The following is a 23,209-nucleotide window of genomic DNA, read 5'->3' as shown; positions in this document are numbered from 1 at the left end:
GTAGATCTCCGGATCCACAAGGTAGGAGGAGATCCATGAAACATCGCGTCGCGTTAGCGGCGGCGGCGGCCGTCGGCCTTGCGGCCATGGGCGCCGCGCTCATGAGCCCGCCGGCGTCCGCCGCCGGCAGTGGCTGCTCTGTGAAGTACAAGGTCGTCGGCGAGTGGCAGGGCGGCTTCCAGGGGGACGTCTCGATCACCAATCTGGGCGATCGGCTGACCGGGTGGACGCTGGAGTTCGACTTCCCCGACTCCGCACAGCGCGTGAACAACGGCTGGAGCGCCGACTGGTCGCAGTCCGGCGCGCACGTCACCGCCAAGAGCCTCGGCTGGAACTCTGACGTGGCCGGCGGCGCCTCGGTGTCGGTCGGCTTCATCGGCAAGTGGAGCGGCGGCAACCCCGTTCCCACCGTCTTCAAGGTCAACGGCATCGCTTGCGATGGCCAGTCCCCGAGCCCCAGCCCGAGTCAGTCGCCCAGTCCGAGCCCCAGCCCGTCGCCCAGCACCAGCCCTGATCCCGTCGGCCCGGCACCGCAGTTGCACGTCTCCGGTAACAAGATCATCACCGCTGGCGGCAAGCCGTACCGGCTGCTGGGCGTCGACCGCTCCAGTGGAGAGTACGCCTGCGTCCAGGGCAAGGGGACCTGGGACTCCGGCCCGGTAGACCAGGCTTCGGTCGATGCGATGAAGAGCTGGAACATCCACGCCGTCCGCGTCCCGCTCAACGAGGAGTGCTGGCTCGGCACCAACGGCTCCCCCAGCGGCGCCGCCTACCAGCAGGACGTCAAGGACTATGTGAACCTGCTGGTCGCCAACGGCATCACGCCGATCGTCGACCTGCACTGGAACTGGGGGCAGTTCACCGGCGTCTCCTGGGCGTGCACGGACACCACGGCGACCTGCCAGAAGCCGATGCCCGACGCCAGGTACGCCCCACAGTTCTGGACCGGCGTCGCCAATGCCTTCAAGGGCAACGACGCGGTGGTCTTCGACCTGTTCAACGAGCCGTGGCCGGAGTACGGCACTGGTGACACCACCTCGGGCTGGAAGTGCCTGCGCGACGGCGGGAACTGCCCGGGCTTCACCTACGAGGTCGCGGGGATGCAGAGCCTGGTCGACGCCGTCCGGGCGACGGGAGCGACCAACATCGTCATGGTCGGCGGCCTCGCCTGGAGCAACGACCTGAGCCAGTGGCTGCAGTACAAGCCGAACGATCCGACCGGCAATCTGGTCGCCTCGTGGCACTCCTACAGCTTCAACTACTGCTCTAACGAAGCCTGCTGGGACGCTCAGATCGCCCCGCTCGCCGCGAAGGTCCCCGTGGTGACCGGTGAGTTCGGCGCGGACGACTGCGGCTACGACTACATGGACCGGCTCACCAAGTGGGCCGACAAGAACGGCGTGTCATACCTGGCCTGGACCTGGAGTCCCTGGGGCTGCAGCCAGGGCGGGGTGCTCGTCAAGGACTGGAACGGCACACCCGAGCCCGGCATCGGCGCGGGCTACAAGGCGCACCTGCTCACCCAGAACCCGTACGCGTGACCACCTGTCCCTACCGCGGGTGATCGTGCCGGGCCCGGCCATCGGACCGTGATGGCCGGGCCCGGCTGGCGAACGACGTCGCAGAGCCTGCGCACAGCCGCTCGAACGCCCTGGCCTCGCCCGTTCTCATCACGAACCGCGTGATCTCCACCGACCCCGTCACGATCTCTCGTCACCGAAGCACAACGACTCGCCAAGGAGCGTCACATGGTCAACCCTCGCATGCGCGCCTTCAGGAGCCGTCTCGGCGGCCTGGCCTACGGAGGCGACTACAACCCGGAGCAGTGGGACCGCGCCACCTGGCGAGAGGACGTCCGGCTCATGCGTGAAGCCGGGGTGAACCTGGTCTCACTGGGGATCTTCGCCTGGGTCTCGATCGAACCGGAGCCCGGGAAGTACCAGTTCGAATGGCTCGACGAAGTCATGGACCTCCTGCACGAGGGCGGCGTCAGCGTCAACCTGGCCACCCCCACCGCGGCGCCGCCCGCCTGGCTCACCCGGCTGCACCCGGAGGTGATTCCCATCATGGAGGACGGCCGGCCTCTCGGCTTGGGCAGCCGCCAGCATTTCGACCACTCCTCCCCCATCTACCGTCAGTACGCGGCGAACATCGTCACCCGGCTCGCCGAGCGCTACTCCTTCCATCCGGCGCTGGCGATGTGGCACGTCAACAACGAGTACGGCCCCACCTCCTACAGTGAGGCCGTCGCCGAGGGCTTCCGCCGCTGGCTCGAGCACAAGTACCACGATCTCGACACCCTGAACGACGCCTGGACCACCCGCTTCTGGGGCCAGGTCTACACCGACTGGGAGCAGATCGAGGTGTCCAACGTCATGGGCGTCTGGATGAACCCCGCTCGCCGCCTCGACTTCCGGCGTTTCACCTCCGACGCCCTGCTCGAGTGCTACATCGCCGAGCGCGACATTCTCCGCTCCTTCCGCGACGACCTCCCCATCATGACCAACCTGATGCCGTGCTATCCGCACGCCGACTACTGGAAGTGGGCACCTGAGCAAGACGTCGCCACCCTCGACATCTACCCCGACCCCGGCGACCCCGATGCGCACATATCGTCCGCCTTCCACTTCGACATGTTCCGCTCGCTCAAAGACGGCCAGCCGTGGATGGTCATGGAACAGGCCTCGAGCGCCATCAACTCCCGGCACCTCAACCTGGTCAAGGAGCCTGGCCGGATGCGGCTCGGCTCGCTGCAGGCACTGGCACGCGGTTCCGACTCGGTGATGTTCTTCCAATGGCGGGCCGCCCGGGGCGGGCAGGAGCGGTTCCACTCCGCGATGGTTCCCCACTCCGGGCCGGACTCGCGGACCTTCCGAGAAGTCGCCGACCTCGGCCGCGAGCTGAAACTCCTCTCCCCGGTGGCGGGCATGACCACGCGACGCGCGGACGTCGCGATTCTCTTCGACTGGGACGGCCGGTGGGGGCTGGAGGACACCGGGCGACTGCCCCGTAACGACTTCGACTACAGCGACGTCGTCCTGCGTCACCACCGGCCGCTATGGGAGCACCACCACACGCTCGACGTCGTCTCTTCCAAGAGCGACCTGACGTCGTACAAGGTCCTGATCGTCCCCAACGCGTACCTGATCGACGACGAGGGCGTCGCGGCCGTCACCGAGTTCGCCCATACCGGCGGTACGGTCGTCATGTCCTTCTTCTCCGGCGTCGTAGACGAGTGCGACCGTGTCCGCCCCAACGGGTATCCGGGGGCCTTCCGCCATCTGATCGGGGCGAAGATCGACGAATACTGGCCGGCGCGTGCCGGCGAGCGGTTCGCGGTCCGGTTCGCCGACGGACGGACCGCCACCGCGAGCTGGTGGCGTGAGGACATCCGTCTCGAAACCGGCACCGCGCTGGCGACATACGCCGACGGGCTGCTGGCAGGGCGCGCCGCAGTCGTCACGAACTCCCACGGCTCCGGACGGGTCGTCTACCTCGCGACCCTCCTGGAGGACGCCGCCTTCGACGCCGTCGTCCTGGACGCCGTTCGAAGCGCCGGAGTGACCGATCCCTTCCCTGGCGTCCCCGCACACGTCGAGTGCACGGTACGGGAGGACGAGCGGAACGAGCACCTCTTCCTGCTCAACCACAGCCCTGACGCGCCTGTCACCGTTTCCCTGGACCGCCCGGGAACCGACCTTCTCACCGGCGCCCCGGCCGTCGGGGAGATCACCTTGGTACCCCTCGGCGCAGCGGTGATCCAAAGGACACGGTGAACCACCTTTTGTCCCCTCACGCCCCGAAGGAGCCGGCATGGGAGGGCCGGTGAGCGACGCCGCCGATGTCAGGCCCCTGCATCAAGCTGCAGGGAGGCCAGCTCGCTTTGCAGGACGAGCACGGCACCGCCGATCGCGGCCGCGTCCGATCCGCTGACCGAGGTGACCACCCGCACCGGATGCGCCCGCCGGGCGAAGGTGCGCCGTTGTACCTCTTCTTCGATCACTGACTGGTAAATGGGTCCGGCCGTGGCGAAACTGGGGCCGGCGAGCACGATCAGATCAAGGTCGAACAGGCTCGTCATGGTGACGGCGGCGGTGCCAAGGTGGCGGGCGGAGCGCTCGATGAGGGCCCGTGCCGTCGGGTCTCCGGCGATGGCGGCGGTCGCGATTCGCGCGAAGCCGGTCAGGATGTCGGTGGCGGCCGGGCTGAGCCCCAATCGCCGGCCGAGGCTCGGCTCTTCCATCGCCTGGCTGATCACGGCGGCGGGCTCCGCGTAGTTCGCGAGGCAGCCGTAGTTGCCGCATGCGCAGGGGGCTCCGTTGATGTCGATGGTGATGTGGCCGACCTCGACGCCGTTGGAGGAGATGCCGCGGTACACCTCGCCGTCGACGACCACACCCCCGCCGAGTCCGCTGGCCATGTAGAGGCACCCGAAGGTGTCCTGCTCCACCGCGCCCAGCCAGTGCTCTCCGATCGCCGCGGCCGCCGCGTCGTTGTCGAGCAGCACTGGCTGTCCCAGGATCTCCGACAGGCGCGGCGCGACCGGGTATCCGAACCATTCCGCGGTCGGCTGGTGAGTGAGCAGCACTCCTGCTTCCCGCTCTTGAGGTCCGTAGGTCGCCAGCCCCACTCCGAGCACCTTGCCTCGGTCGACTCCGGCGGTGTCGAGCAGGGCGTCCACTCGCGACGCCATCAGAGAGAGGGCTTGCTCGGGAGGCAGCAACGCCGTACCGGGAAAGGAGGTCCTCGCCACCTGCCGACCCATCAGATCGACGATGACGATGACGCAGATGTTGCGTTCGAACAAGATGCCCACGGCGTACCGCGCATGCGGATTGAGCTGCAACAGCGTCGGAGGCTTACCGCCGGTCGACGCGCCGCGCCCCACCTCGAGGACCAGCCCCAAATCCATGAGCTCACGGACGACCTGGGTGATGGTCGCCGCTGTGACTCCGGTACTGGCGGCGAGCTCGACCCGGCTGATGGTGCGCGCCCTCCGGATGCTGTTGAGCACGATGCCGCGGGTTTTCGGCCTCCCGGCCCCGATGGGGCTGGTCGCCATTAGGCCTCCTGAAGCCACCGGCCGACCACAGCTTTCGAGGTTGGCGGGGACGTGTCTCATGTGATTCGGCGATAACGGTTCATTGATCGATCAATAAACTATCCTCCCATCGTTCTGCGTGGTTTGTTGTGTCCGGCCGCGCCGCCGACGGTGGTGACCGCCCTGCATCGATGTCCGGTGGCCGGCGCCTGCTCGGGGTCGAACGTGCGGGTGGCGATGAGGGCCTGCCCGGCGCGCTCTTCACGGCGGGCCACATAATGCATCGTCATCGTCGGGCCGGCATACGATCGGGCTTTTCCACGTGCGCCACCCGCGCGTCGGGATCGACCTCCTACGCGACCTCGTAGGTGGTGCCCTGGGCCCGAATGCCCCCGCCGATGTCGGGGAATTGCGAGACGCCCTTACTCAGCGCGAGATGGCGCATCGCCCGGCGGAGGAAGGCACGACCGGCGCCCACACCCTCACGAGTGCCGAGAAGCACCATCGGGCGCGTGCCGTACGCTGCGCCCCGTATCGATCCGCGTCGCTCAAGCGAAGGGGCCGTCACGTCAAGGGCCGCCCGTCCTCGCCCGCGAACGGCGGGCGGTCCCTGGACGAGCGGCCCTCGATGCTCGAACAGCCGCGATCGGCCCCCTTACGGCCTGCCGCGGTATGAGCTCCCGCACGTTCCGTCAGGAGCCTCCTGCCACCTCCGCCGCCTCGCATCGGCGCTTCGTGCGGATGCGAGGCGGCGTGAGGTCGTCGTCTACGGGCTGGTGCAGGTGAGTGCGGGGGCCGAGGGTGTGCCGGTGCCGATGAAGCCGAACGTGGTCGAGGTGGAGGGCTGGAGGGATCCGTTGTACGAGGCGTTGCTCACCGATACGGCCGAGCCGCTGGTGCTCAGCGTGCCGTTCCACACCTGGCTGATGCTCTGGCCGCTGCTGAGGGTCCACCTGACCGTCCACCCGCTGATCGCCGAGGCGCCCGCGGTCACGGTGACCTCGCCTTGGAAACCCCCCGACCACGAGTTCACCGTACGGTAGCTCGAAAGGCAGGGCCCACCGGGGGACGGGGACGGCGACGGGGACGGGGACGGGGACGGCGATGGCGATGGGGATGGGGACGGCGATGGGGATGGGGACGGGGACGGCGACGGGCTGGGGGAGTTCGTCGGCCCACCCGGCGGGACGAGCGGGCAGGTGTTGCGGTAGGTCCTGACGCCGGTGGGGTCCTTCAACGACGGGCACAGGAACTGGGTGTAGCGGGTGTCGTTGTCGACGAAGGTCTTCAGCCAGGGGATGAGGATCCGCATCTCGAGCGTGTTCGGCTGGGTCGGGAAGCCGTGGCCGGCGCCGCTGAACTCCAGGTACGCGCCCTCCGTCGAGGTCCGCAGAGTGTCGTACAGGCCGGCGACGGAGGACGGGGTGACCGTCCCGTCGTACTGCCCGGAGATGAGCATCGTCGGCACCCGGTCGTTGGACAGATTCCCCGACGGCATGAACGGCATCAACCCGACCGCGGCCTTCAGCGACGGACGCTGGACCGCCGCGCCGAGGGCCCCGCCGCCGCCCATGGAGTGACCGATCACCGACAGCCGGCCGGCGTCGACCCGGTTGCGTACCGGGCTTCGCTGCGTCAGGTAGTCCAGCGCGGCGAGCAACTGGGTCGCCCGGGCGGTGTCCCAGTCATTGGGGCTGTTGGTTTCAACGCCGATCACGACGAAGCCGAAGGAGGCCAGCCAATGCCCCATCCATGCCTCTTCGACCGCGAACCGGGCGGTGTAGCCGGGCATGATCCCCACCGCGCCGAACGTCCCCTGACTGGTGTCCGTCGGGTAGTAGATGACCCCGCCGTTGAAGCCGTTGCCCGAAGGCACGCCGATCTCCGCGGTGGCGAAGGTTCCCCTGGTGGCCGAGACACTGGCCGGCGTCGGGTCCGGACCCCGCTGGTAGGGGTTGTCCGCGGCCAGCGCCGGGCGGGTCGCGACCCCGGCCGCGAGCATTCCGAGGACGACCATGACCGCGGCCGCTGCCTGCCACCATAAGCGGCCCGAGGAGCCGGGCTCCGACCCGCTGGTCCCGGAGCCGGGCGCTCGGGGGGACGTGTCTTCATCTTGGGACATGGGTGTACCTCCTCAGGTGTCAGGCGAGGGTGGTGAGCCACCTTTTCCTGGTGTCGGCCGGCACGCGATTCGTCAGCCGGGCCGCGCGGGCCCTCATGCCCGAGCGTGGCCGGCGGCCGAGCCGCCGGCCGGCCCGTTGGTTCATCTCAGGTTGGGGACCTCGTCGCGGGTCACCACGTACGAGCTGTTGTAGACCTTCTGGAGCAGCGAGATCGGGTTGGTGCCCGCGTTGGTAATCCAGTCGGTGTGCCAGGTGTTGAACAGCACCCAGCGGGTGGCGGTCGACTGAAGCTGGTCGGGGTCGGGGATGGGCCCGTTCTCGTGCAGCGCGATGGGGATGCTCGAGCCGACGATGTTCCGCGTGGAGTTGAACAGCGACGTCACCGGCCCGTGGTCACCGGCGTAGGTGTCGGCCCCGGCGATGTCCACGTAGGCCTTGCCCGGATAGAAGGAGGACTGGGGCTGGCCGTTGTAGGGGAGCAGCCAAACCAGGTTGTGCAGGCCCTTCGTCCTGGTCAGGTAGTCGAAGGTGAAGCGCCACAGTCGCACGTACTGGCCGCCGCCCTCCTTGCTCCACCAGAACCAGGTGCCGCCGGCCTCGTGGAAGGGCCGCCAGATCACCGCGCCACCTCCGGCCTGGACCTTGGCCAGCTCCGTGGCCGCTCCGTCCAGACGCTGGATGAAGCGGTTGTAGTCGGCCGTACCGGGCGTCAGTGCCGCGTTGATGTTGGCGTTCATCTGGGAACCGGAGTACCCGTCGCTCCCCTGGGCGGGGGAGCCCATGTGGTAGCCGACCATCGGAATCCCGCCGGAGTTCCACCAGCTCAGGGCCCGGCTCCCGAAGTCGGGCGAGTCGCCGCGGTCCATGCCCCGGATGGCCGGGTATTTGCCGGTGTTGTTGCGGATGTAGTTCATCTCGTAGTCGGGGCCGCCGACCCAGGTGGACTCCTGCTGACCGGAGATGATGTGGTTGCCGTACTGGCTGTAGAGGTAGCACAGCAGCTTACGGGCCTGCGCGGTGGCCTGGGGGTCGACCGGGGCGACGTTGCAGGTGCCGCCGGACGGAGAGGGCGTCGGGCTGGTCCCGCCGGTGGTCCAGCGCTGGTTGAGCTGCCCCGTGCAGTTCCACAGGATCACCGGCGTCCCGTTGGCGGTTCCGGCCCCGTTGACGTCCAGGCACAGCCCGGACTGCACTCCGGTGATGGAGCCGTCGGCGTTCTGGCGCCATTTCTGGTTGGCGCCGCCGTTGCAGTCCCAGATCTCCACCTTGGTGCCCGGGCTGGTCTGGCCGTTGTAGGCGTCCACGCAACGGGCGCCGTTGAAGACGCGCAGCTCACCCGCGGAGGTGAACTCGAACGCCTGGTTGGCCTGCCCGTTGCAGTCCCAGATCTGCAGGAGGGCGCCGTTGCTGTTGCTGTTGCCGGTGACGTCCAGGCAGCGTCCAGAAGCCGCCCCGACCAGCCCCGCCGCCGCCGACGCCGGCGCGGCCATCAGGGCGGCGACGGTGGTGAGCAGGGCGGCGGCGACGGAGGCTGCGAGCGTGGGGCGCAACAGCCGGACAAGAACGGATCTTCGCGAGGGCATGAAATCTCCTGTCTGGTGACGGGCGAGAAGGCCTGAGGGAGAAAAGGCGACGCGGAGCGACATATGGGCACCAAGACGACGTCTATTCTCAGCACCCCCCTTAACGGGGTGAATCGAAATTGTGACGTTAAAACCACTCGGCCGCCCAGAGGACTGCCGACGCCGGGACGGCAGGTGATCCAGGAAATCCGTCGTATCCGCAGGTGGATCGACGATCGGCCGGGCACCGCCTACGGTCGGGCTGATGAAAGTTTCGGTAGGCAGGTCCGCGGTTGGTCCTTTCCCGGCCGCGGAGGGGAACGCCCCACGCCGGCCCGACGCATTGTGCGCGTCGGACCGGCGTGGACCGCCAGGGTAAAGGTTCCCGGTGGTGCGGACCGGCCCGGCACGGAACCGGTGCCGCGGACCAGGCACCCGGCCTGCCGGCTTCGGGCGCTGTTTCGCGCCTCGTCTCAGTCGCGGGCCGTGCCGCCGGTCAGCGTCGCGCCCACTTCTGGTTGCCGCCGCCGGTGCAACCGTAGATGGTCACCGCGGTCCCGTTCGCCGTGCCCGCGCCGCTCACATCCAGGCAGAGCCCGGACTCGCGGCCGACGACCGTTCCGTCCGCGTTCAGGTTCCACTGCTGGTTGGCGCCGCCGTTGCAGTCCCAGATCTCCACCTGGGTGCCGGCGGTGGCGGAGTGGTTGGGCACGTCAAGGCACTTATTGCCGTAGACCTGGAGGGCACCGTTGGACCGGTACGTCCACTGCTGGTTGGCGCCGTTGTTGCAGTCCCAGATGGCCAGCAGCGTGCCGTTGGTGGTGGACGCGTTCGGCACGTCGAGGCAGCGGTTGGAGCCGACGCCGCGCAGCACACCCGTCGTGCCGCCACCTTGGTCGCCGCCAGGGTTCGTGCCGGTTCCCCAGCCCCACTGGAGCCGGTCGAGCCCGGACTGGTTGGTGACGGTCAGGGACAGATTCGTTCCGCTGCCGTTGAGGGAGGTGATCGCGCAGGACGCGTTGAAGCAGGGGCCGGGGCCCTGCGTCTGGTTGGCCTGCTTGACTCCCGTCCACAGGAGCGAGCCCATCCCGAGGGAGCGGACAGTGTCGGTGAGCGCGTAGAAGTAGGAGAGGTTGTTGTTGCCGTCGCGGGGGCCGTTGTAGTTGACGCCGGTGTTCATGGGCACGCCGAATTCCGTCAGGACGGCGCGGTCCGCGTACCCGCACAGCCGGGCCTTGAAGCTGGCGACCCAGTCCGCCTCGGTGGGGTGGGTCTCCCCGCCCAGGGTGTACATGTGAATCGACAGCAGGGTGCCGTTCAGCCGCGAGTCGGCACCCACCGCGCACAGGTCGATGTCAGACCACAGGCCGGGGATCACCATTCGGCCCCGAGGGATGCCGGGGTAGTGTGCCAGCCAGTCGGCGGCGAGATTGGTCAGCTCCGAAGCGCTGTACCCCCAGGGCTCGTTGAGCAGGTCGAAGTAGAAGCGGCTGTTGCCGCCGTACTTGTTGATGACGACGTCCCACATTCGGTAGAAGGCGCTCATGTCGCTGATCCGTCCGCTGCCCGGCGCGGTCCAGGGAGCGATCATCACGTTCATGCCAAGCGCGTTGGCGGCGTCATACGCCGCGACCAGGCTGTTCCACCAGGACGACGAGGTGGTCTGCGGGTTGATCCCGAACCGGACGGTATTCGCGCCCAGGCTCTGGAATCCCTTGAGGATCGCGGTGGCCTTGGTGTAGGTGGTCGAGTAGCCGTCCGAGGAGGACAGGCCGACCGGGACATTGGGATCGGTGAGGAAGTTGTCGCGGGGGTCGGCCCAGTTCATGCCGCGGAACTGGTTGGTCGCGGCATGCGCCTGCGAGGCGGTTCCCGCGTGGACGCCGAGATAACCGAGCAGCAGGGCGAGGGTCAGGCCGACCGAGGCGAAGCTCCTCAGCCGGGGTCGAGCGATTCTCATCTCTCCTCCATGGCAGGTGGTGATGGGGAACGAGATCCGGGGGCGGGAGGACATGCGACACCTATGGCGGTCCGTCGATCCCGGCGTGCCATGAGCATCGGACGGCAGCCGGTCGCGACCTGCGAGAAAGGCAAGTCCAGGGTCTTCTGCCGGGCGCCATGCCGCCTCCGATCGATCACTGCGTCATGGCCGAACAAATCTCAACAACTTCGCGCAGAATAGACGTTGTAACGTAGCAATCGTCAAGCGCACCAGGGGATGCGGATGCGTACCGCGGAGACTTCCTGCACCGGATTCACACGAATCCACATGGTCAAGGTCCCTGGGAACGGACATCCGCTCCCCCGGCATCATCTGTCCGCAGCGCGAGGATGGTGAAACTTTCAGTCCGTCCGCAAAGCCCCATGCGACAGATGACCTCGCCGTCACTCGCTCTACGGTCTCGGACGATGGCAGGTCATCGGCCTGTCGTTGTTCGCAGCCCACGATGGCGCATCAGGTCGATTAGTTCGATTTTGATCGAATGTGGGGACTTTCGGGGTCGCTCCGGTTCCACGATCGATCGCGGTGCGCGACTTGGAACTCGGAGGACCCCTCACCATGCCTCCAGTTCTGGTTCGCCCGTCGACAGTGGGGTGGCCCGGCACGTCCCCGGGGTGCCGGGCCGACCGTCGAACCCTTCGGCGCAGGGTGTTCTATCGGCGGTTCCACCGCTGGTTGGCCTGCCCGTTGCAGGACCACAGTTCGATCAGGGTGCCGTTGGCAGTGCCCTGGCCCGTGGCGTCAAGACACAGCCCGGACTGGTCCCCCTTGATGGTGCCGTCGGACCCCAACGTCCACCGTTGGTTGGGCTGCCCGTTGCAGTCCCAGACTTGTACGGCCGTTCCGGCCGTCGTCCCCTGCCCCGCCGCATCCAGGCACTTATTGCCGTACACCCGCAACTCTTTGGAACCCGTCGACGTCCACTGCTGGTTCGCCTGCCCCGTGCAGTCCCACAAGTCCACCGGGGTACCCGCGTTCTGACTGGCGCCGTACACATCCAAGCACCGCCCCGACTGCGCACCCACCAAGGCGAACGCCCCGGTGGGACCGGTGGAGCCGCCGAGCGCGGCCGTGACGGCGGGGTACCAGCGGCTCTCCAGCTTCTGGATACCGGATGTGTCGTTGGGGTGCACCCCGTCGACAGTGTCCGTGGCGGTGTTGAAGCCCGACCACTGGTCCACCACGGTGATCGGCGACTGAGCGGTGCTGTTCGCCTGCGCCCATCCGGGGATGGCGTTGTCCAGATTGATCGCGCCTTGCGCACAGTCGTTGCAGCCGCTCGGATTCATCGGCGGAATCTTGGCGATGATGAGCTTGGTGTTGGGGTTGCCGGCGCGCATCTGGCCCAGCAGCTTGGAGTAGGCGGATGTGATCGTGGACGGGGGGAGGTGGCCCCACACGTCGTTGGTCCCGAGCATCATCAACACGATGTCGGGATGGGTCGCCGACAGCCATCCGGGCAGGTTGTTGTTGTTGGCGATCCCGGTAGCCGAGTAGCCGCCGTGCCCTTCATTGTCGACGTCGAAAGAACCCGAGCAGTACGGGTTGTGCAAGGTTCCGACGAAGTCGATGTTGGCGTAGCCGGTCTGCTGCAAGTGCTGCCACAACAGGGCGCGCCAGCATCCGTTGGAGCCCGTGATGGAGTCGCCGAGCAACATGATTCGGACCGGCGCGAAGGCCATGGCGGGACTGCTGACGAGTTGCGAGCCCGCCGCGACCAGTATGGCCAGCGCAAAGAGCACAAGCCGACGCAACAGGGGGTGGTGTGGTGGTGTGCGCATGGTTCTCCCTGACGGCATGGACGTTGAACGTACGGTGGGGGGTGGTCTGAGCCGGGCGACGCCAGGAGCGCCGACCCGCTCCCGGACCACTTCTCATTGAGGACCTCGTCGCGGATGACCACGTGACCAGCCTCCAGAGGTCATGGAGAATTGTTACGTTAAAATGACCGGTTGTACCTAGTCCATCCGTTGTTCGACTGCTGGTCCGATCGGCGTGAGCCGATGAAACGGGGAGGTCACGGCTGGGCCGGCGGGCCACAGTGAGCAGCGAGACGCATGAAACGTACATCACCTTCAAGACGCAGCTCTGGCGAGAGGTCGCCGAGCGTCGCTCGGCCAGGCCCGGCCAAGGGCGGGCAGTACGGAGGTCCGCTGCGGATCCTGCCAGAGATCGTCCCGACGAACCGCTACATCCGTTGACCAGCGGTCGCCGGCCACGAGTGTGTGCCCACACCATGACCGGTGACGGAGAGGATCGATGATGCCCTTACAATCCCGGCTCGCCCATATGATCGCCGTGCTCGGCGCCGGTGCGGCGATAGAAGAGCGCCTATGGATGGAGCGCGGTGTCGGCGAAAGCTGCGACCGCGGATTGCCGGGTCGATTACGCGGTCAACACAGAATGGCTGGGGGATTCGTAGCGAACGTCACCGTCACGAACCTCGGCGACCCGGTCTCGTAGTGGACCTTGACGTGGAATGTCCCCTCCGGGCAGACGGTCACCCAGGCGTGGAACCCCGACATCACCCAAAGCGGAGCGAACGTCACCGCGAAGAATGTCAGCCACAATGGTGCGATCGAGACCGGCGAGAGCGTGGCGTTCGGCTCCAACGGAGCCTGGACCGGCGGCAACCCGGTGCCAGGCGGCTCGCGTTTGACGGCCGCACCTGCACCGGCTCTGCCACAGCGAGCCCGACCCCACCGCATCACCGACCCCGACGCCATCGCAGACCCCCACGGCCAGCCCGACCCCCACCCCGTCCCCCGACCCCGACCCCGACCGTGACGCCCTCGCTGCCGCCTGGACGCCCGCCGGAGTGCACCGGCGCTTCGCCGATCCGATGCCACTTCGCGGTCTCGCCCGGCAACCACACGGTGATCGCCTGGATCGGCGACCGCGACTCGGCCGGCACGATCACCAAGTAGGTCTTCACGATCAACCTGCGACAGCCGGAAGGCCAGCCGACCGGGCAGGGCGGCACAGGGTCCCCGGGTCTGAACGTCACCTTCGCCGGTTCCGCACCGAAGCTGTCCGGCCTGACCGTCCAGCTGGCGACCAGCCCGCTCGCGGTCTACCTGGCCGGCGACTCCACGGTCTGCGACCAGCCGATCGCCCCGTACACCGGCTGGGGACAGATCTTGCCCGCGTACGTATTCGACGGCGCGGTCGTCGCCAACTACGCGGACTCAGGTGAAAGCTCCGGCAGCTTCCTGAGCAACGCGGCGCTGTTCCCCACGCTACCTGCGCTGACACCGCGATCCGGCCTGGCGCGACAACGGTGAGCGCGGGGCCGTGCGGCGCCGCCGACCAGTGCCGCCAGATAGCCGAGTGGTGTCGATCGTCGCCCGTGTGGAGATTCTGTCGCAATAGCGGCAGATCCGGTCGATGATCTGGACATGCCCCCACGCCCGTGAGGGGCGAGCTGGCTGTAACAGCTCACCCCTTCGTCGTGCCGGCCTCCGCAGCCCCATAGGTGCTCCGACGTTGATGCTGCGTTGAAGCCGATCATCATGCAGATGGGGATGAGGTTCGTTCGTCTCGTTGGGAGCTCTCATTGACCAGTTCATATATATGAGTATAATTTACGGAACAGCAAGAATATGAGTATACGTGCGGAGTCGTGACAACGACGGGCGGTGAGCCCGTCTGCCCGCTGTCGAGGATGTCCAGTAGGCCGTCGGCGTGCGGCTTCGCCGTAGGCAGGATCCCCATCGAAGGAAAGAGCTGGTGTCAGCATGAACGCATCCCCCATCGACCATTCGACGTTTCACTCTCGTGGCCGCCGGCAGGGGGTCACGTACAAGATCTGGATCTGCGGCTGGATCAGCCGTCATGAGGGTCGACGCGGGCCAGTGCACCGAGTGTGCTGGACCGTGGCCAGCCACCGGAGGGTCCGGCTGTTTCACTCTCTCGCGCCGGCCAGGGACTTCCGGGAACAGCTCAGAGCGGCGGTGATGACGGGCCAGCCTTTCGACCTGAGGAGCGGCTTGCCATTGGCCCTTGCTCCTCAGAGTTGTGCCGGTGGCCAGGTGCGTCGATCCCGTCGGCGACGCCACGGCGGAGGCGCGCATGAGTGACCTCTCCTTCGACGCCATCCGGGATCAGTTGGTCGAGTGCAGCGACGGTGAGGCGCTGCTGGCCGACGGTCTGGAGGACGCGCTGATCGGCATGGCGGAGGGCTGGTTCGGCAACTCTCATCGGGTGGTTGCCCTGTACGACCTGTCCATCTGTGTCCGGGTCCTCATGAGCTGGGGCATGGATGAGGAAGAAGCCGAGGAGTACATCGGCTACAACGTCACCGGCGCCTACGTCGGTCCGTCCACTCCTGTCTTCGCGGTGATCCTGCGGTATCCGGTGATCGTTTCGGGCGACGAAGGTCCCGCCATGAACCAGGTTTGGGAAGCCGTCGCTCTGTCGGATGTCCGCCGAGACGGTCATTCCCATCCAGCCGGCCTGGACCTGCGCCGGTGAGCCCGGTTCCCTTGCCCGGCTTGTGAGGGTGCGACGCCCTTGCCGTGCCCGCAACCGGCTCTCGCTGCGCTCGTCCCGGTATGGCCAGAGATCTTGTCCTCCTTCGTCGGACAACATCTTGGCCGTGCCAAGACCGCCGGCTTGCGTTCCCGGCCGCGTGCGTCGCGGGGGTCTCGAGCCGGGCAGGGACCGGACCTCGTGTCCCCCGGCCGCCGCGAGAGACAGTGGCGGCCGTTCGGCCCGGCTCGAAGAGCCTGTGGAGAGCGCATGAACGAAGTGGCCGTCAATCCCAAGACAGCGGATGTCCCGGTCGCCGATGTCGACATCCCAGCCGCACCCACCGCGGATGCCGAGGGCCCGCGAGGCGGAGAAACCGTCTATACCGAGCGGCCGATGATCCCGGTCGAACTGCTGGTGGCCCACCCCGGCAACGTCCGCCAGGGCCGGCAGGCCAGTGAGGAGTTCTGCCGGTCGGTCGCCGCAGCGGGGATCATCACCCCGCTGGAGATCACCGTCGAGTCGGACGGCGGATACCGGGTGGTGGACGGCAACGTCCGCCTGGACGCCGCCCTGAAGGTCGGCCTGCCCGCCGTGCCGTACTTCTTCTCCATCGACACCGCCGACGACGAGGGCCTGCAGTACCTGCACATGCTGATCACCAGCAGATTCCGCACGAGCCTGTCGGTGCACGAGGAGGCGCAAGCACTGTTCTCGGCGGCGCAGGCCGGGATGACACGGACCCAGATCCGCAGGGTGACCGGCCTGTCCTCCCGCGAGGTCAAAGCCGGGGTACGGGCCGGCGGTCTGGGCGGCGCGGCCAAACAGCTGGCTGCGGGGATGGATTACGAGTGGACGCTGGAGGAACTGGCGCTGCTCAAGCCGTTCGAGGACGACCCCGAGGCGCTGGAAGCGATCCACCGCAGGTGGTACGGCCCGCTCAAGTACACCGTGCAACGCCTGCTGGACGAACGGGAGGCCAAGGCCCGCCGCGCCAAGATGATCGACGATCTGGAGCAGTCCGGGATCACGATCACCGCCGACCTGCCCGACGGCGCCATGCCGTTGCGTGTATCGCGTCACCGACGCCATGCGGATGCTCAGCCTGAGCCGCAGCGTGATCTACGAGCTGATCAGGGCCGGGCGCCTCCGCTCGGTCACCCAGGGCCGCACCCGGCTCATCTCCTCCTCAGCCATCACCGACTACATCGTGCTCCTGGAACAGGAGGCGCAGAACTCATGACCACGCGACGCAGCCGAGGAGATGGCGGCCTGCGCTGGGACGAGGCGCGGCAACGCTGGATCGCGACCATGACCCTCGGCTACACCGCCGCCGGGAAACGCATCGTGAAGAAGGCCACCGGCAAGACCAAGACCGAAGCCAAGAACAAGCTGAAGGAGATCATCAGAGACCATGAGGACGGCCAGCCCGTCCTCCCGCCGAACTACACCGTGAAAGACGCGGTGACGTACTGGCTGGAGAACGGCCTCCACGGACGAGACACATCGACGGTCAAGATGTACCAGATCTACGCCCGCAACCATATGACACCCCACCTCGGCGCCCGCAAGCTCCGCGAACTGTCCGTGGAGGACGTCGATCGGTGGTTGCAAGGCAAGGCCGGCGAACTCTCCACCCGATCGCTCAAGCTGATCCACAACATCCTCAACCGCTCGGTGAAGAACGCCATGCGCCGCGACAAGGTCAAGCGCAACGTCGTGGAACTGTGCGAGATACCCGAAGGACGAGCAGGCCGGCCCTCCAAAGCACTGACCCTCAGCCAGGCCGAAGCCGTCCTCAAAGCGGCCGACGCCGCCCCGTCACGCATCCGCGCCTACATCGTGGTCTCGCTGCTGTCCGGAGCGCGAACCGAAGAGGTGCGTGCCATCGCATGGAGCCACGTCGTCGCCTACGACCAGCAGGCTAAGGCATGGCTACCAGTCGGCGAGGCCGGCTGGGAGCACACCGACTTCGCCATGTACGTCTGGCGCTCGGTACGCAAGAAGGGCGACACCAAGACACCACGGTCTCGCCGCAGCCTCGCCTTGCCCAGACGCTGCGTGGAGGCGCTGAAGATCCTGCACCAAGACCAGGGCGGCACACGTGAACTGGTCTTCTCGACCAGTAGCGGCTCCCCCGTGACCGCCCATAACATGCGCCGCGACTTTCGGAAGGTGCTTGACAAAGCCGGACTCGACGGAAATGACTGGGCCCCCAGGGAGCTACGGCACAGCTTCGTGTCCCTGCTGTCGGACCACGACATCCCCATCGAGGACATCTCCCGGCTGGTGGGACACTCCAACACCGTCGTCACCGAAACGGTCTACCGCCACCAGATCAGCCCCGTCATCCAGGAGGGGGCACGGGCGATGGACGGCATCTTCCCGATGCCCGAAAACCCGTAGTCTCCCAGCCTGTCTCCCACGCCCCGTTCCTAACATCAGGAACGGGGCGTTTTCGCAGGTAGCCCTTCGATGGAAAGCAGCCATCCTCGCCTGGAAGGAGCCCTGATCCCTCGGCACGGCCATGAGCTGCGGGAGAGCACAACTCTCGGGTAGATCACCCGACCGTCTCACCGCATGGCTAATGGCACGCGAATGGCACGCTGATCATAACGCGGGCCTGACTGGCCCGGATCAGGTGATGGCATGTCCGGATGCGAAAGCACCCGGAGCGCAGCTGACACGCTCATCCGCGTGGACGGGCCGCGTCCCGGCACCCGCCAGCCGACCGGAGACGTTCTGTTGACCGCACTGCACCGACGCCATCATCGACAGTGTCTTGGCGCACCAGTCCACGCCGGTCATCCAGGAGGACACGGCGGCCAGGGTCGGCATCTTCCCGATGCCCGAAATACTTAGTCACCCAGTTAGTCACCCACGCCCCGTTTTCTAGATCGGAGACGGGGCGTTTTGGCTGGTGGGCGCTACTGGGTTCGAACCAGTGACCCCTCGCTTGTAAGGAGCCATGAGCACCTCGACGGGTCTTCGACCAGCGGCGCGACCGTACGACCAACCACCATAAACCGTGCTCGGCGCGAGCTAATGGCACGCTAATGGCACGGTGATCATGGTCAGGACCTGCTCGTTGATCAGACCGGATGGCACGGAATGGCACGCGCTGAGGCACGCGGATGGCACACAGATCGTTTTTGGATGCACAACCCGGTGCGAACCCGCACAACTCCCCCACCTGATCACCCGTCTGCCACGTACACATTTAGAACTGCAACTAGGGAGCGGAGACAACAGGTGGCATGATCTCGATGATCCGTGCCGTTCCGGCGGGCGGTCGCATCTCGTGCATGGTGATCACATCACCCGACTTGAGATCGTGCCAGTGATCGGGGGTCAGCGGAAGCAGCCTCACCGCCCTGCATCCACCCGGCTCCAGGGGGTCGCGGCCTTCGATCCAAAGGGAAGCGATACTGAGCAGAGGGTCACCCTCGGGCGTCCGGCGGCCGATGTCCCACATGGGTCGGAGCAATCCGCCGGGAGGTATCGACGTTCTCCTACCCCCGTCTTCGCTGCGGGCGAGACAGAGTTCCGCTCGGAGGGCGCCGGCACGGGCCTCACTACCCCGCCATTGGTACCAGGCAACATCGGACTCAAGCCACATCAGTCGGGCGGCATCGGCCAGCAGATCCCAGAACTCGGGCGCCTGGGGGTGTGCGTCACCGAGATCCCCAAGCAGGAGGAGGGCCATCTCCCATTCACCGTACTCCAGGGACTCCAGCACATCAGCCACGCTGACACCAGCCTCGGTCCGGATATCGGTGGGACAGAACTGGGCGGCCTTCAAAAGCGAGACGTCCTGGTCCACAGCCTGATTCTGACAGGCTCTCGAGCTCTGAAACTACGGATTAAAAGGAGACGATTCGATCATGCTCTGAGGCTCTGACCTGATGGCCCGGCGTCCGTGGTTGTTCGCTGAGTTCCGCCGTCGCCCGCCCTCTTGGCTGTAGCTGTGGCTGTACAGCCATCGCTCTGATCCCAGGCAACATATGATCATTAGATGTACCTCGACACTGTCATCCCCGCCATCTTCATCGGGCTTTTCGCCTGCTTCCTTGTCTTCTTCGTCCTGACTCTGATCAAGACGCTGAGGCAACGCCGTGTGCTGAAGTACACGGACCCATTGAGAGCGATGGACATCCTCGGCCGCGTACGCCAGCTCAAAGTTCGAGGTCAGGAGGAGGCAGCCGTGCTTCTTGTCCAAAACGAACTCGCGATGCCTGCAGATAAGGCCCGCTCTTGGGTGAAGTCGATTTGAACGAAACCGTAGCTCCTGTACGGTCGAATCACTGTATGACATCCTGCTTGCAAAACGGCCTGATCACCTGGGCAAACGCCTCTGACCTCGGCAACATGCCCGCGCTGGGTCCCTGTGACTCCCCCTTGATCCCCGCCCTTAATGGCACGCTAATGGCACGTGATCGAGGCCACCACCTGGCCGTACGCGTTACCCACCTCAGCCCTGGCATCCGGTGGGCCGGGCTGAGGAACGAGGCCCGGACCTTCGATCGCCCTCAACCCCGTGCGGTGATGAACCACAGCGCGATCGTCGACCTGTATGAGTGCGACGGCTTGCCAATGGCTCAGCCACCTACGAGCCCGTTACATGATCGTGGCTATCGCTGCGGCGCTGCAACCGGTTAGGTTCGGCTCAAACCGGAAGGGGGCGCATAGGTGTTCCTCGTGGGCTGGCCCGAGGTTGTTCTGATTCTGGCGTTGGTGGTTGTCCCCATCGTCGCTGTCGTCTTGGTGGTGCGTGCCCTGCTGCGTCGATAGGCCGGCGGCGGCGCGCCCCTGGGCGGCGGGTGCGACTTGGTACGGCGGGCGCTGCGTACGGCGGGCGGCCCGTGTTCCCGCCGCCGTTCGGGACCGGCGCCCACGCCGCACGCCCGGACGGCGGGCGGGCGGCGGGCCGTGCGGCGGCGCGGAGCGCCGTCGCCTTGATACCCATAAGAACTATTCGGCAAGATCCGCGCTTCGTGCGTTCAAATCCGGGATACGGGAATAGCCGACAAGGCGAGATGCCACGGGTAGGTGTCGGTGTGGTCGGCTCCGGAGCTGGGTGCGTGGGGTTCGAATTGTCCGGGGCCGAGCAGGACGTGGATGCCTTCGGCGCGTAAGCGGTCGATGCTGCGGCGGAAGGGGGCTCGGCTGGCAAGGGCGGTGTTGACGAAGGGGAGGATGACGACGGGGATGCCGAGGCTGGGGGCTTCGGAGAGGATGCCGAGGGCGTAGGTGTCGGCGATGCCTTGGGCGAACTTGTTGATGGTGTTGTAGGTGGCGGGGGCCACGATGATGGCGTCTGCTCGGGGTGACCTCGGCTCCCCCGGCTTGCGGTATTGGCTGCGTACAGGGCGGCCAGTCTGCTTTTCCAAGGCTGGCACGTCGATGAAGTCGAGTGCGGGCGGAGTTGCGATGATCTGGACGGTCCATCCGTCGTCTTGGGCCAGGGTGACGAGCTTGCCGACGTCTCCGGCTGGGCCGGCGGCGCACACGATTATGTAGAGAACCTTGCTCACGCCGAGACTCCGAGAGATTCGGCGTATTCGCGGGCGTCGCGCCTTACGGTGATGGGTGCGGTCGCGAGCAGGTCGCGGAGCAGGCGGTGAGTGGCGGGGCGGGCGGTGATCTCCTCGGGCGCGATTTCGCCGGCGGCACGGAGTACGTATAGGGCCTGGTCGTGCTTGTTCCAGATGCGGAACGCGCGGGCGGTGTCGAGCAAGAGGGTGGCTTTCCGTTCGTTGATCGGTAAGGCGTTGATGTCGACTTGGCGGGCGAAGTCGATGGCGGTGCCGGCGTCGCCCATGGTGAGGGCGATGTTGACCCGGTGGCATAGAACGTTGTTGGGGCCAAAGGCGGTCCACATGTGGTTACCGTCGTGGCCGAGTCTGCGGCCAGCCTGGTCGGCTTCATCGAGCAGTTCGGCGGCGGTATGCCGGTTGCCGGTCTTGGCGGCGGCGACGGCTCCGGACAAGAGCAGAGACCCGTAGATCGAAAGGTCGTTGTCGTTCGGGCGAGTGAGGTCGGTATGCATGCGCTGCGCGGCGGCACTGGCGGTGTCGATGGCTGCGCGGTGGTGTTTGCCATCCATGAGGGCACGGGTGATGATCCGTGCGCTAGAGCCGATCATCAACGGGTTCTCGGAGGCGTGAGCCGCTTGGGTGCTGCGGTCGGCTGCTAGCCAGGCGAGCCCCTTGTCGTCTTGCTTGAGCAGGATGGACGCGGCGACGTGGTGAGCTTCGGCCGACAGGACGTGGGCGCGATGCCGAGCGTCGCCAGTCGCGCTTGTACAGGCGATGCGTACAGATCGCAGCAGGCCAGGAAGCATCGCGGTCACCTCGGCATAGTGGCATGCCTGATAGGTGTTCTTGGCCTGGGCAACGCCGCGGGCGAGTCCGGTGATGTCGATCGGCTCGTCTGTCGCGGCCGGGTAGTCGACCAGGGCGGCGGCAAGGTCTTCGATTCCGTCTGTTGGCCGACTGGTCGGAGCGGGCTGGAGTACGGCGCTGAATAGAGCGGCGCCTGTCAGTCCGACGAAGTCGCGGCGTCTCATGGTGTCCTCGTCCTCCCCTGAGCGGACGAGATTCACAGTAGGTGGCCCCATCTGCGGGGAGTCGACCGCTGGCGAGGTGACCGCCCAGGGCGGGAGCAAAGTGGTATCCCGGGACGGGATAGCCGTGGGGCTGCTGCGCGGGGCGAGCCCTAGAGCGATACGGGCGGGGTCGGGCATGGCCAGTCCATCAGCGACGCGTTCGAAAACCTCAAGGGCCGTGACCTGCGCGGACCCGTTCATGATGGCGCTGACTTTGCCCTGGCTGAGGATCACCGCGATACCGATTCGGGTTTGACTCATACCGCCGTATTGACGGACCAGGCGGAACACGTGGCCGATATCCCGAGCGCATAGCGCGTCGAATACGTCCTGGCGCTGCCAGAACGCCATAGATAGGCCGATGGGCTCGCTCGCCTGTGCCCGCATGCGCTGGTCCCCCAGGTCGTCACGGATGGCCGACCTACAACAGGTAGGGGACCTTGGGTTATCCCGTCAAGGGATAACGAGCCGGGATGGGTTGTCGATCTGGCTTTTACGACTCTGGACACATGCGTTTAGAGGGCGAACCGAACCAGACGGGATGCGTGGCATGCCGAGGGAAAGGCTGGCGCTTCGTCAGGGCGCTTCGGGTCAATGCGGAGGCCCGGCTGGCAGGTGAGCCGGTGGCTCTGCGCCGGGTGGCGTGCTTCGAGTGTCCAGTGGTGGAGGGCGAAGCGGCCTGACCTTTTGGGGTCGTGTGCTTGCTGGTCTGGGTGAAGGGAGCCGGCATGGTGGTTGCGTCTGACCTGGTGACTCAGGACGTTGCGGCGTTGTATGGGACGGTGCTCGCTGCGTTCAATGACGAGCTGAAGAGGCACGGCGTCGCCGGGCGCGTGGTCCGGGTGATACGGCTGCGCTTGCGACCTCAGGACTACGCCGTACCGCGCTACGTCTCCCCTGAGCTGGAGGTGCGCGGGGCAGATCGCCAACTTCGGGCAACGGTGACGATCGTGCCGAGCAGCAAGGATTTGGCGTATTGCGTGCGTCCAGTCGATGACGACCTGCGTTTCCTCTTTCCCGTGAAGGAGGCGGCCGAGGCGCTGGGGTTCCTGGTGGGCCGGGCGCGGGATTGGCAGGCGCCGCGATGACCGCCGTCATCACCCTGGGTCAACTCCAGCAGCGTCACGGCAGGACGTGGCAGATCCTCGATTTTCACGGTGGGTGGGTCGCCTACCGGCATCACTCCTGGTCTGAGCGCGCGGCGGTGTTCGGCATCGCCAATGTGGTGGGGGCCGATACGCTCGCCGATCTCGCGGCTCGGCTGGATGAGCAGGACAGGGCGGAAGCCCGACGTAAGGGACTGGCTGTCCCAGCGCCGCGTACTCCCCCCGACGTTGGGCCGGTTCGGGCTGGTTGACCCTGTCCTGGGCGAGCCTCCACGACTTCCTGATCGTGGGGGCTCGT

The 23,209-nt window shown here is 66.6% G+C and carries 18 protein-coding genes; 8 read left to right on the top strand and 10 right to left on the bottom strand.

The annotated features are described in order from the left end of the window. Nucleotides 1–35: 35 nt before the first annotated feature. Nucleotides 36–1,541 carry a cellulase family glycosylhydrolase gene (locus ACWEN6_RS01065; RefSeq protein WP_452568342.1) on the top strand — a complete coding sequence of 502 codons (1,506 nt, stop codon included), beginning with the start codon at nucleotides 36–38 and terminating at the stop codon, nucleotides 1,539–1,541. Between the two features lie 207 nt (nucleotides 1,542–1,748). Beyond that, the gene (locus ACWEN6_RS01060) at nucleotides 1,749–3,776 is read left to right on the top strand and encodes a beta-galactosidase (RefSeq protein WP_452568341.1); all 2,028 of its coding nucleotides are present in this window, start codon (nucleotides 1,749–1,751) and stop codon (nucleotides 3,774–3,776) included. Between the two features lie 68 nt (nucleotides 3,777–3,844). On the opposite strand, the gene ACWEN6_RS01055 is transcribed toward ACWEN6_RS01060, so the two are convergent. The 7 genes from ACWEN6_RS01055 to ACWEN6_RS01025 form a co-directional block, all read right to left on the bottom strand. Further along, nucleotides 3,845–5,062, bottom strand: a complete 1,218-nt coding sequence (locus ACWEN6_RS01055; protein ID WP_452568340.1) for an ROK family protein — start codon at nucleotides 5,060–5,062, stop codon at nucleotides 3,845–3,847. 98 nt (nucleotides 5,063–5,160) lie between these two features. Next, the gene (locus ACWEN6_RS01050; protein WP_452568339.1) at nucleotides 5,161–5,316 is read right to left on the bottom strand and encodes a hypothetical protein; all 156 of its coding nucleotides are present in this window, start codon (nucleotides 5,314–5,316) and stop codon (nucleotides 5,161–5,163) included. Between the two features lie 77 nt (nucleotides 5,317–5,393). Further along, nucleotides 5,394–5,546 (bottom strand): SAM-dependent methyltransferase, encoded by a 153-nt coding sequence (locus ACWEN6_RS01045; protein ID WP_452568338.1) that lies wholly within the window; start codon nucleotides 5,544–5,546, stop codon nucleotides 5,394–5,396. A 261-nt stretch (nucleotides 5,547–5,807) separates the two neighbouring features. Continuing rightward, nucleotides 5,808–7,163, bottom strand: a complete 1,356-nt coding sequence (locus ACWEN6_RS01040; RefSeq protein ID WP_452568337.1) for a poly(ethylene terephthalate) hydrolase family protein — start codon at nucleotides 7,161–7,163, stop codon at nucleotides 5,808–5,810. Between the two features lie 141 nt (nucleotides 7,164–7,304). After that, nucleotides 7,305–8,747, bottom strand: a complete 1,443-nt coding sequence (locus ACWEN6_RS01035) for a glycosyl hydrolase (RefSeq protein WP_452568336.1) — start codon at nucleotides 8,745–8,747, stop codon at nucleotides 7,305–7,307. A 475-nt stretch (nucleotides 8,748–9,222) separates the two neighbouring features. Beyond that, nucleotides 9,223–10,686 (bottom strand): ricin-type beta-trefoil lectin domain protein, encoded by a 1,464-nt coding sequence (locus ACWEN6_RS01030; RefSeq protein WP_452568335.1) that lies wholly within the window; start codon nucleotides 10,684–10,686, stop codon nucleotides 9,223–9,225. 695 nt (nucleotides 10,687–11,381) lie between these two features. Then, nucleotides 11,382–12,470, bottom strand: a complete 1,089-nt coding sequence (locus tag ACWEN6_RS01025) for a ricin-type beta-trefoil lectin domain protein (RefSeq protein ID WP_452568334.1) — start codon at nucleotides 12,468–12,470, stop codon at nucleotides 11,382–11,384. A gap of 727 nt (nucleotides 12,471–13,197) precedes the next feature. Here ACWEN6_RS01025 and ACWEN6_RS01020 point away from each other — a divergent pair. The 3 genes from ACWEN6_RS01020 to ACWEN6_RS01010 all read left to right on the top strand — a co-directional run bounded on the left by ACWEN6_RS01020 (nucleotide 13,198) and on the right by ACWEN6_RS01010 (nucleotide 17,604). Continuing rightward, nucleotides 13,198–13,515 (top strand): cellulose binding domain-containing protein, encoded by a 318-nt coding sequence (locus ACWEN6_RS01020; RefSeq protein ID WP_452568333.1) that lies wholly within the window; start codon nucleotides 13,198–13,200, stop codon nucleotides 13,513–13,515. A 1,236-nt stretch (nucleotides 13,516–14,751) separates the two neighbouring features. Beyond that, complete coding sequence (locus ACWEN6_RS01015) at nucleotides 14,752–15,201, top strand: hypothetical protein (protein ID WP_452568332.1); 450 nt, start codon at nucleotides 14,752–14,754, stop codon at nucleotides 15,199–15,201. A gap of 267 nt (nucleotides 15,202–15,468) precedes the next feature. After that, a complete protein-coding gene (locus ACWEN6_RS01010) occupies nucleotides 15,469–17,604 on the top strand; it encodes a tyrosine-type recombinase/integrase (protein ID WP_452568331.1) in 2,136 nt (711 codons plus the stop codon). Nucleotides 17,605–18,430: 826 nt separating this feature from the next. Here ACWEN6_RS01010 and ACWEN6_RS01005 read toward each other — a convergent pair. Next, entirely contained in the window at nucleotides 18,431–19,021 is a 591-nt protein-coding gene (locus ACWEN6_RS01005; protein WP_452568330.1) for a hypothetical protein, read from the bottom strand. Between the two features lie 192 nt (nucleotides 19,022–19,213). On the opposite strand from ACWEN6_RS01005, the gene ACWEN6_RS01000 reads away from it, so the two are divergent. After that, a complete protein-coding gene (locus ACWEN6_RS01000; RefSeq protein WP_452568329.1) occupies nucleotides 19,214–19,471 on the top strand; it encodes a hypothetical protein in 258 nt (85 codons plus the stop codon). 727 nt (nucleotides 19,472–20,198) lie between these two features. Here ACWEN6_RS01000 and ACWEN6_RS00995 read toward each other — a convergent pair. Then, nucleotides 20,199–20,732, bottom strand: coding sequence for a flavoprotein (locus ACWEN6_RS00995; protein ID WP_452568328.1), 534 nt, complete (start codon nucleotides 20,730–20,732; stop codon nucleotides 20,199–20,201). Continuing rightward, complete coding sequence (locus ACWEN6_RS00990) at nucleotides 20,729–22,192, bottom strand: helix-turn-helix domain-containing protein (protein WP_452568327.1); 1,464 nt, start codon at nucleotides 22,190–22,192, stop codon at nucleotides 20,729–20,731. Before ACWEN6_RS00990 ends, ACWEN6_RS00995 begins: the two co-directional genes overlap by 4 nt. 341 nt (nucleotides 22,193–22,533) lie before the next feature. Here ACWEN6_RS00990 and ACWEN6_RS00985 point away from each other — a divergent pair, with 341 nt between their 5' ends. Together ACWEN6_RS00985 and ACWEN6_RS00980 are read left to right on the top strand one after the other, a co-directional pair. Continuing rightward, complete coding sequence (locus tag ACWEN6_RS00985) at nucleotides 22,534–22,893, top strand: hypothetical protein (protein ID WP_452568326.1); 360 nt, start codon at nucleotides 22,534–22,536, stop codon at nucleotides 22,891–22,893. Then, nucleotides 22,890–23,162, top strand: coding sequence for a hypothetical protein (locus ACWEN6_RS00980; RefSeq protein ID WP_452568325.1), 273 nt, complete (start codon nucleotides 22,890–22,892; stop codon nucleotides 23,160–23,162). The genes ACWEN6_RS00985 and ACWEN6_RS00980 overlap by 4 nt, the downstream gene beginning before the upstream one ends. Nucleotides 23,163–23,209 lie beyond the last annotated feature (47 nt).

It is taken from the genome of Sphaerisporangium sp. NPDC004334, from assembly GCF_053602655.1.
Note: the sequence above shows the minus strand (reverse complement) of the source record. Positions and strands in the feature narration are given on the sequence as shown.